At 34.1% G+C, this 9,096-nt stretch carries 9 protein-coding genes; 1 reads left to right on the top strand and 8 read right to left on the bottom strand.

Annotation, left to right across the window (positions count from 1 at the left end; all coding sequences use genetic code 11):
- Nucleotides 1-347: 347 nt before the first annotated feature.
- From FT12353_RS08405 to FT12353_RS08375, 7 genes are all read right to left on the bottom strand, one after another.
- Complete coding sequence (locus tag FT12353_RS08405) at nucleotides 348-1,064, bottom strand: DUF4352 domain-containing protein (RefSeq protein ID WP_203619397.1); 717 nt, start codon at nucleotides 1,062-1,064, stop codon at nucleotides 348-350.
- Nucleotides 1,065-1,552: 488 nt separating this feature from the next.
- Entirely contained in the window at nucleotides 1,553-2,155 is a 603-nt protein-coding gene (locus FT12353_RS08400) for an ATP-binding cassette domain-containing protein (protein WP_203619396.1), read from the bottom strand.
- 14 nt (nucleotides 2,156-2,169) lie between these two features.
- Nucleotides 2,170-2,772 carry a hypothetical protein gene (locus tag FT12353_RS08395; protein WP_203619395.1) on the bottom strand — a complete coding sequence of 201 codons (603 nt, stop codon included), beginning with the start codon at nucleotides 2,770-2,772 and terminating at the stop codon, nucleotides 2,170-2,172.
- A complete protein-coding gene (locus tag FT12353_RS08390; RefSeq protein WP_203619394.1) occupies nucleotides 2,742-3,545 on the bottom strand; it encodes a hypothetical protein in 804 nt (267 codons plus the stop codon). The genes FT12353_RS08395 and FT12353_RS08390 overlap by 31 nt, the downstream gene beginning before the upstream one ends.
- 59 nt (nucleotides 3,546-3,604) lie before the next feature.
- Nucleotides 3,605-4,012, bottom strand: a complete 408-nt coding sequence (locus FT12353_RS08385) for a hypothetical protein (protein WP_203619393.1) — start codon at nucleotides 4,010-4,012, stop codon at nucleotides 3,605-3,607.
- Nucleotides 4,013-4,606: 594 nt separating this feature from the next.
- Nucleotides 4,607-4,948, bottom strand: coding sequence for a hypothetical protein (locus FT12353_RS08380; RefSeq protein ID WP_203619392.1), 342 nt, complete (start codon nucleotides 4,946-4,948; stop codon nucleotides 4,607-4,609).
- A 9-nt stretch (nucleotides 4,949-4,957) separates the two neighbouring features.
- Entirely contained in the window at nucleotides 4,958-5,767 is an 810-nt protein-coding gene (locus FT12353_RS08375) for a ParA family protein (protein ID WP_203619391.1), read from the bottom strand.
- A 2,703-nt stretch (nucleotides 5,768-8,470) separates the two neighbouring features.
- On the opposite strand from FT12353_RS08375, the gene FT12353_RS08370 reads away from it, so the two are divergent.
- On the top strand, nucleotides 8,471-8,665 hold the full coding sequence (locus FT12353_RS08370) for a hypothetical protein (RefSeq protein WP_203619390.1): 195 nt from the start codon (nucleotides 8,471-8,473) through the stop codon (nucleotides 8,663-8,665).
- Nucleotides 8,666-8,867: 202 nt separating this feature from the next.
- Here FT12353_RS08370 and FT12353_RS08365 read toward each other — a convergent pair.
- The coding region (locus FT12353_RS08365; protein ID WP_373299362.1) for a hypothetical protein at nucleotides 8,868-9,096 on the bottom strand (229 nt) is incomplete at its 5' end.

Here is a 9,096-nt window from a genome sequence, read left to right as displayed (position 1 = left end):
ATAAGATGATAAAATTAAATGGCTCAAAGAAATTCTCCTTTTGGTTTGTCTAGCAACTACCATTGTAAAGAATTCTTTGGGTTTTTTATTTTAAATTTTCTCGTTCGAATTAATTATAGAATCTGCCTTAACATAAAAAATCCATTACCGAAAGTAAAAAAGACCAGTCCAAAAATTTTTGGGCTGGTCTTTCTTTTATGAATAAGCATACTTGCTCAATTTGGACCCAAACAATTGGTCTACTTCTCAGAAATCCCATTTAAAACGATGTAGCCTTTATGAAAAAATCAATTCTGAGAACCTTCATGAGAAGATTTTTTATAGCTCAATACCATGAATAAAATTCCTTATGTGAGGCTAACTGAGAAAGAAGGAATTCGGTCATTAGTAGACGATTGATTCTGGGATTGTCCATAGACTAGTTTAGGATGACTATTGGCTGGGACTTCAGCATATAGGGTGCCAGTGATACTACCTTTAACAGCGATTTTTCCTTGTGCGGGGATTTCGTTTGGTAGATTTTCGCCTGTCATTAAAGGAATGTCGCTGTTTCCGGATTGAATGTGAAACATGTTTGTTGCATATTGTAGGTCTGCGTCACCTGTGCCCAAGTCTTTTGTGGCCGTATTTTTAATCGTCAACGATATTGCAATGATTTTATTCCCTGGATTGGGTGAATAGTTGGCAATACGATTTAAAAATGAAACACTGTTAACTCGGTATTGGTCAGTTTCAATCGTGATGGATTGGCCAATCTTGAAAGCCTTGCTCTTGAGTTGTGTACTTGATTTTTGTAGGGCTATTTGATGAACGTAGTGGACGCTCATTTGCAGTGTTACGGTGATGAAAATAGCTAAAATGGAAATTAAAAGACTAACGCTATACTTTTTCCACCCCTTTCCTTTTGACTTAATCAGGATGCTAATGATTAAGATCACAGCCATCAGGGAAGACAGCACGCCGATTAAGTTCACATATGGAATCCATGCTGTGATTAAAGAAAAGGCCGATAATATAACAGTTATGATGTATAGTACTTGATTGTTTTTTGGTTCTTTTTTCATTCAACTTCCTTTATATAATTGAAAAAAATAGTCGGATGGATACTAAGGAAACGATTACAATAATCGTTGTATATGAAGTGCTAAGTTCGGTAGTCGATAATATCAGGAGCAATAACCACCAAAGAATTACAGCAATTAGGATGGACCATATTGCATATGGGCTGACGAACAGTAAACCTAAACATTTAACAATGAAAAACGCTATAAAAAAGGGGTAGAACGTCCCAAAATATAGGGTTATTTTCTGATGGAATTTGACAGGACGGATTTGTATAAAACGTCGGATATCTAAAAGACCTTGTAATGGCATCATCAGTGTTAAATAGTCGAACCAAAAGTAAAGAATAGAAGACATGATGACATAAATATCATCACTGCCAAATCCGTATAGTAGGTGTATTTGTTGCGTTCCTGTGAGTTGTGACTCTTTGATTGGTAAAACAAAAAAAATAAAAATCGCTGATAGGAAATACATTCCGAACCCTATTTTATTTTTCACGTATCAACACTCCATCTGCCAATCGATACCACGCATCGTAAGACAAATCATGATCAAAACTATGCGAAGCAATGATGACCAGTTTCCCTTCTTCTTTTAATTGAGTAACCAAAGTAGCAAAGTGTTTTAATGATTCCTGATCAAGCCCTCTTGTTGGCTCATCTAGCAGGATGATACTTTGCTTTTCCATAATGGCTTGGATAATGCCAAGTTTTTGCCTCATACCAAGAGAATACTTAGAGACTGCCCTTTTGTTTTCCGGGTTTAATCCGAAACCAGACATTAATTTCTTAATCTTTTTTTCGTCATAGTGATGATTTAGATTAGCTAAAAACTTTAAATTCGTTAACCCTGACTCAAATTCCAAAAAACCGGGATTTTCAATCAGGGCACCAATCGTTTTTTGGGGAGCAATGGCAATATTTCCTTTATCCGGTTTTATAATGCCCGTAATAATTTTAAAAATAGTGGACTTACCCGAACCATTTTCCCCACTAATATGAATCAGTTGACCTGGTTGGCCAGTTAGTGAGACGTCTTTTAATACGACTTGATCGTTAAAATTTTTTTGTACATGATTGATTTCTAACATAAAAGCTCCAATGATTATTTTTGATGAAAAACTTGCCATAGCGGGTCATAGTATTGACTATACTTTCCGAGTAAAAATAGGGTTTCAATAATATAGTGATAGAACAAGTTCAAAACCAGTACACTAAATAAAATAATGCCTGGATAAGATGATGTATAGACAGAAATTAGTAGTATCCCAAGGAACCATATGATAAAAATACGGAAAAGTAAAAGGCAGATGCCAATTACAGGAGAACCATCAATAAAAAGTGAATGACCTGTTAGTAAAAATGAAGCATCAAACCAAATAAAGTAGGTCAATACTTCAAATGTCACCAAGCTGAATAACTTTTTTTGAATCAAGTCGTCCATCCCTCGAACAGCCACTAGCAGCTGAATTTTACGAAATGAACTAACTTGCCAAGCAATGAAAAATAGTAATATCGTCTGCGAAAATAATACGGGTCCATGCCAATAAATGGTGGCAAATACAATGTCTTTCCCTAGAGGTAAATTTCGATAGTTTTGTATTGACAGGCAACTAATCATAAAAATGATCGTTACTGTCATCCATGATGGTTTGAGTATTTTAAGCCGATCAATCATTAGTTTTTCTTTTCTTTCTGTTTCACCCATAAAATCATCAAAAAAATGGCCAATAGTGCATAAAACAAAAGAGAGTAAGGGAAATAAGAAGCCGCTTGCTCAATCGGAATGCTTGGATAGGTGATCATCCCTGGTGACAAAAGGGTGGATATTTGCACTGGATAAAAAAATGTAGTCCCGATTCCTTGTAATAGTTGGGCTAATAGAGCCGGAAGAACAAATAAAAGCACTCCTAATAAACCACCACTAACCATAGCCAGAACGTTCTTTTTAATCCACAGCGTTACAGCAAAAACAAAGACAGCGTAAACACCCCAACCTAGTGCAGCTAAAATAATAAATTGAACAATGGACCACAAATTACCATTATCAAAGACGGAGATTCCCTCGCTTTGATTGGTAACAGGAGTATTTAATTGTAGTGGATGAATCAATAGGGTTAAAAATGATAACTGATAAAAAGACATCATCACTGAGAGTAGGCTTCCTCCCAGAAAAGAATACAGAGCCCCTTTTTTTAAAAACTTAGTATAGCCAATCCGTTGGATAATATTAAAAAAGAAGTTATTATTTTTACTATAAATCCAGATAAAGTTACTGTAGACTGCAACAATTGTGAACACAATAATGCTATAAATTGGACTATTTTGACCAAGTTGCAAAGAAAAAAAAGTGTTTGATGTCGTTGTAGCTGTCGTTGCTCCTAAGTTGCTATTTAAGCAAGTTTGTAGGGTAACAAACATCGTGGTCCCAATCAGAATGTTAATAATCAGGAAGGTGGTTAGTGCCAGCTTTTTAGGCATAATAATTCCTTTCATAATTAAAAAATACGGTTAATAACCGTATTTTTTAATTTCTATTTTTACTTCCAGTCAGCACTAAAATGCATTCTAGATGTGGTAGTGCTAGGCTCCCATGGATTGGAACGAACATCATTAAGATAGTAATGGTTATAATAAGCAGTACTATCAGCATGAGTCGTGCGATCAACTGCCACACTAACACGATTACTAACACCAGTACCGTTACTATTTACCAAACGTGACGTGTATCCAAACCAAGCAGGTAACGAATCACCGTTAAATGAAGCATAATCATCAGCGGTCTGTTTTAAATTGGCTGTACCATCAGAACTCCAAGCACCACCCCCACCTACAGTTTGTGTGGTAACAGTCCAATATCCAGAAGCTGACGCAAATACCGTACCAGACATCACCATTAAGGTAAGAGCCCCTAAAATTGACTTAGCAAAAAAACTTTTTAATACCATTTTTTCTCCTCTATAAACAATAATACATATGTATTATCTTTCTAAACAACAAGTAAAAGTTTATCATGTAACTATTTTTGTTACCAATGACATTCAAAACAAAATCATTAAAATTTTGTGTCATATTAAACGGTATCGACAAATTTTTACTAAATATGTTAATCAAAATTATTTAATCATTTTCCAATTTGACCAATTTTCCATACGGAATTTACTTATTCTAAGTCGAAAAATTAAACTTTAAAAAATGGCAACACCCAATTTAAATCTGTTATAAAATTAATAATTATCATCTATCAAAAGTGTTCAACTGCCTCTCAAGCCTCACAGGTTTTTTTCTCTTTATCCATGAATCTGTTTTAATTTTTTTTAAAACTAAAAAACTTTAATTGACTTTCACACTGACCCCAGCTAAGGGCAGCAAGTTGTTGTGAACAGAGAAAGCCCTTAAGTAAGTCTCAAAAAAGAGAATACTTAAGGGCTTTTCCAAGGTATATAGAAGAGCCATTTCTTTGGCCAAGTTGCTAACGTCGCTTAAGGGGCATTCAGCCTACTTCATATTTAAAAATTAAATCCAATTTTCAATTGTTTAATTTAGTGATTATTTTGACTATGTTGAACTGTTTCAATACTTGATTTTATTATTTTCTTTTCAGCAATAGGAAGTTCAGAAATATAATCTTCAACGATATCGTTAATGACCTCATAGATTTTTTTACTTTGTAAAGTTGCAATTGTTGTAACGGCAGTGTGTGTGTTTAAGGGGAGGCGAATAGATTTTGGTAAGTCTTTACTAGTCATTCTAGTTTCTGGAAGTTTTAAAAGGTCTTCTGGCATAGAGCGTTCTATTTCTTCTGAAACTTCGGGGGGGATATTTTGAGGACGTTCAGTTTTTTTCTTCCGAAATGAATCTAATCCCATACTATTTGTATTCATGTTTGCTCCTTATTTTTTAAATAGATTTACTCTTTGTTGTAGTTCTTCAGCTAATTTTCGATAGATGTCATGGACTCTTTTATCGTGTATATCACTACTATTGTCAGTAATTCCTGTTCTATCAAATCGTTTTAAACGGTTCATTTGCTTTATATGTGTTTTAAATATATTTGATTCGCCGAATATTTCAACAGCATCTTGTAAAACGTCTAGATCAAGTTCGGACCCATTTTGTTGTAGAACAGGTAAAACTCCTAGTAGGTCAATGTTTAAGTTATAGTCATCTTGTAAAGATAATAGATGGTCTATATATTTTTCTGCTCCTTTAAGTGCCCGTTCTTGTGTTTGAAGTACAACAATTACAAAATCACTGGCAACTAGTGCATTGTCTGTGAATTTATTTAGCTGAGGGGGTATATCTAAGAAAATATAATCATAGTCTTTTTTAATACCATTTATAAAATTTGTCAGATGATGATCTTGAGAATAATCATCTGACCAGTTATCATACAAATATTTTTCGTAATTTTGGAAATCAGAAAAAGAAGGTAGCAAATCTAAATTTTCTTTGATATTAATTAAGGCTTCTTTTGGATTATTCTTTTTAATGGATTCAAAAAGTGTTTCTTTGAAAATCACTTTTTTCTGTAAAACGTTAGACATTGTAGTAAATAATAAATCAGTCGCATTTGCTTGAGGGTCTAAATCTATCAAAAGTACTTTTTTATTTAGTTTAGATAATGTGTAAGAGAGTAAAACAGAATTTGTAGTTTTTCCGACCCCACCCTTAAAATTACCGGTAGTAATGATTTTAGCCAAAATATTCCTCCTTTATAAATGTATAAATTTATAACTTTACATATATATAATAGTTTATAATTATATTTTTATAAAAGTATAAAAAAACCAAAAGACAAGTTTTATTGTTAGTTTAACAACAAAATCTATAAATATATATTTTATAAATATATATTATTATAAGTTTTTATTTTTATACTAATATATATTTATAAATATATATTAGTATAAAAATAAAAATATGTCAATAATTTTATAAAATTATTGACATCGGTGGCTTGATTGGTAAAATGAAGATTGAATTGAATAAAAAAAGTCCATTCAATCTCTTGCCGGAGACTGAATGGACTGCACAGTAACTGTTAAGGCCAGCTACTTGCATTTGTTTTTATAATAGAGAATAGCTAATAAAGTTTATCCTTTATTATCAGTTATTATTATACTGTAAAAAGACAAAATATCAACCAAGAAACATGGTTTTTGGGGGGGCGCAAGTAAATATCTTACGGCCTCCTTTTTAATTTTACTGTGACGGCTTTTGATTTCCTTAGGGCTGTTATCCTATAAGGCTGATACGGGACAGGCGTGTACCCGTAAGGAGGGAGGCAGTGTTCCGTCCAAACCACGTCCAAAGGTTGCTTAGCGCGCAACTGGGCAATGAATAATTGGACATGGGTTGGCTCGCCCAGCAAGTGATTGGCAAAGTAGTGGCTCTCAGGTATAGCACCCTGAGAGGCTCTGAGAGACGTTTTAAGCTCAGAGCGGAAGTCTGGCTAAGCATAACCCGTCAAAGACGGGAGAGTGGGCAGAATGCTCTTTAAACGATGTTAGCGACTTGACCAAAGCGATGGCTCTTAGCTATACCTTGGAAAAGCCCTTAAGTATTCTCTTTTTTGAGATTTACCTAAGGGCTCTCTCTGCTCAAAACAACTTGCTGCCCTTGGCTGGGGTCAGTGCGAAAGTCAAGTAAAGTCTTTTGGTTTTTTAGAGAAAATAGATTAAAACAAATTGATTGATAAAGAAATGTTTTTCGGATAAAGAAAAACAGATCCTACGCTGTTTGCGCATGAAGTCGTTAGACTTCACAGCAAATAAGTAGGCCAGATGACCGTTAGGTCATCACCAGAAAAAACTATTTGGCATGTTATTCGTAAGATTATTTTAGCTTGTTTTTGATTGTTTATTCTTTTAGAAAACCTTTTCATTTGCTCAAAATTATTTTCATGGCATGCGTTAAAAATATCTAAAAATGAAAAAAGTGTTTGGGTTAAAATCATCAAAAAAATATCGACAGTAAAAATTTCATTTTGTTAATTTCGCGCTAAAATCTTTTTTACTGGATGGGAGGTTTTTGGCAAGTTTTGTTTTCGTTCAAAGGGAAAATTGATCGTTAAAATCATTTTGCTCGTTCGGTTGAAATCGGAAAACAGCTTCACGATGTTGCTAATTTTTTCCGCCCTAAAAAAACAGTGTCATTATCAAAAATTGAGTTGTAACAGGTTAAGGGGGATTGTCGGCACATTGTGCCTTAGCCCCGCTGTGCGGGCAATCCCAGTGCATGCACTTTTTTCAAAATGTTTTACATATGTTTTACGCATGTTTTACATAAAATTTTGTAAAAAAATGCGTCCAAAAGAGAAAATTGTTGTCGTCATTTTTAGTCACGATTTACTTTTTATGCCGACCCCGACAAGTGTTGTTTTTGACTGTTTACTAATTTGGTTTTAGGTTTAAAAAGTCGACAGAGAATTCAAAATCTGGTTGAATTTTGTATAAAAAGGGAAACAAAAAAACGACCGGTTTGCACCAATCGTCTTCCAAAGTTACTTCCGCTTGTTAGCGAAATAGTCTTTGATGGTTTCAGAAATTACGATGTTAATAATCGCAAAAACTTCGCCAATTAGGAATATGAAGACCTCCATTGAAGTGCCTCCTTTCACTCTGCTGATTTCCGCAATGCAGAGCGCTTCTATTATATCTTAAAGGTGTTATAATAGTGATAGGAATATGAGGCGCATTGATCGTGTCTCCTTGAAAAAGCCCCGGCCGCAATCGGGGCTTTTTTTGTACCCCAAAGGTCATTAATAAATCTTATAGTGATTGAATGCTGTACATACGCTGTATGTACACGTCGTATGTACAGCGTGTGTACAAAATCATCAAAACAGAGCATAAGGGGAAATTATACTCACGCAAGCGTGGTACCCCATAGTATGGGGATTTCCCGAGTACTCAGCCATTTTTTCTTGTACGTAACGCTTACGTACAGAAAATGGGGTAAATTTTGTCGGTTTCACCTGTTGTACGTACGCTGTATGTACAGACTTTTGGTCTTAAAATGGCTTTTTTGATTTGATTTTTAGGGCAAAAAAAACGACTGGTTTGCACCAATCGTTTTCCAAAGTTACTTCCGCTTGTTAGCGAAATAGTCTTTGATCGTTTCGGCAAGTACAAGATTTAAAATCGCAAATACTTCGCCTAGTACTAGATATAGAAGTTCCAATTTAGGACCCTCCTTTCACTCTGCAAATTTCCGCAAAACAGAGCATTTCAAGTATAACGTAATTTTGTGTTATACTATTCTCAGATATAGAAGGTTCGTTTAGGACCTTTCTGAAAAAGTACCGACCGCAATCGGTACTTTTTTTGTACCCAAAATATGAGGTTTTGCTGACGAGAAAATTCTAGATATACTACGTTATAGAAAATATTTGAGGAGAGAATATGCGGAATAAATTAAATCGTAACAAGAAATTATTGTGGGGAATTTTGTTATTAGCTTTTCTCTTGAAACAGACGATATCTTTTTCAAAAGTAATTTCTTGGTTTCTTTTTTTGGTTCAAGTAGTGATGGTTTTACTTATGTTTTATGCCGATTTTGGAGAAGAAAAACGTTCTCATGAAGATTCTCAGAATTGATTTTTTCACAAAACCAGAATGGCTTCAGATTCGCTTTCTGAGAAGTAGACCAATTGTTTGGGTCCAAATTGAGCAAGTGTGCTTATCATAAAAAAAAGACCAGCCCCCAAATTTGGGGACTGGTCTTTTTTACTTTCGGTAATCGACATTATGTTAACTAGGCTGAATGCTATTCTTGTTGACAGACTATATAAAGAATAAATTATTTAGTGAGCTTTTTTGATGACTTATTTTGAACAGATAAAAATATGTTTTTAAAAAATCCTTGTTTTGAGTATGAAAAGGCATTTTTTTCATAAGTTAGTGCTGCTAATTTATACATTACTATTGTGAATATTAAAGTGATTAATATTGAAATTGCAACTTGTTGTATACCCACAACATTATTTGCTATTCTGGTGGGCATAATCGCATATGATGTAAATGGTATA

This window comes from Fructobacillus tropaeoli, assembly GCF_016860625.1.
Taxonomy (GTDB): domain Bacteria; phylum Bacillota; class Bacilli; order Lactobacillales; family Lactobacillaceae; genus Fructobacillus; species Fructobacillus tropaeoli.
This window is presented reverse-complemented; position numbering and strand designations above follow the sequence as displayed.

What these genes read in the sequence shown, in the direction of transcription:
- FT12353_RS08380 (WP_203619392.1), bottom strand. Translation starts at nt 4,948, where the DNA reads ATGAATACAAATAGTATGGGATTAGATTCATTTCGGAAGAAAAAAACT.
- FT12353_RS08370 (WP_203619390.1), top strand. Translation starts at nt 8,471, where the DNA reads ATGCGGAATAAATTAAATCGTAACAAGAAATTATTGTGGGGAATTTTG.
- FT12353_RS08395 (WP_203619395.1), bottom strand. Translation starts at nt 2,772, where the DNA reads ATGGGTGAAACAGAAAGAAAAGAAAAACTAATGATTGATCGGCTTAAA.
- FT12353_RS08400 (WP_203619396.1), bottom strand. Translation starts at nt 2,155, where the DNA reads ATGTTAGAAATCAATCATGTACAAAAAAATTTTAACGATCAAGTCGTA.
- FT12353_RS08385 (WP_203619393.1), bottom strand. Translation starts at nt 4,012, where the DNA reads ATGGTATTAAAAAGTTTTTTTGCTAAGTCAATTTTAGGGGCTCTTACC.
- FT12353_RS08405 (WP_203619397.1), bottom strand. Translation starts at nt 1,064, where the DNA reads ATGAAAAAAGAACCAAAAAACAATCAAGTACTATACATCATAACTGTT.
- FT12353_RS08390 (WP_203619394.1), bottom strand. Translation starts at nt 3,545, where the DNA reads ATGCCTAAAAAGCTGGCACTAACCACCTTCCTGATTATTAACATTCTG.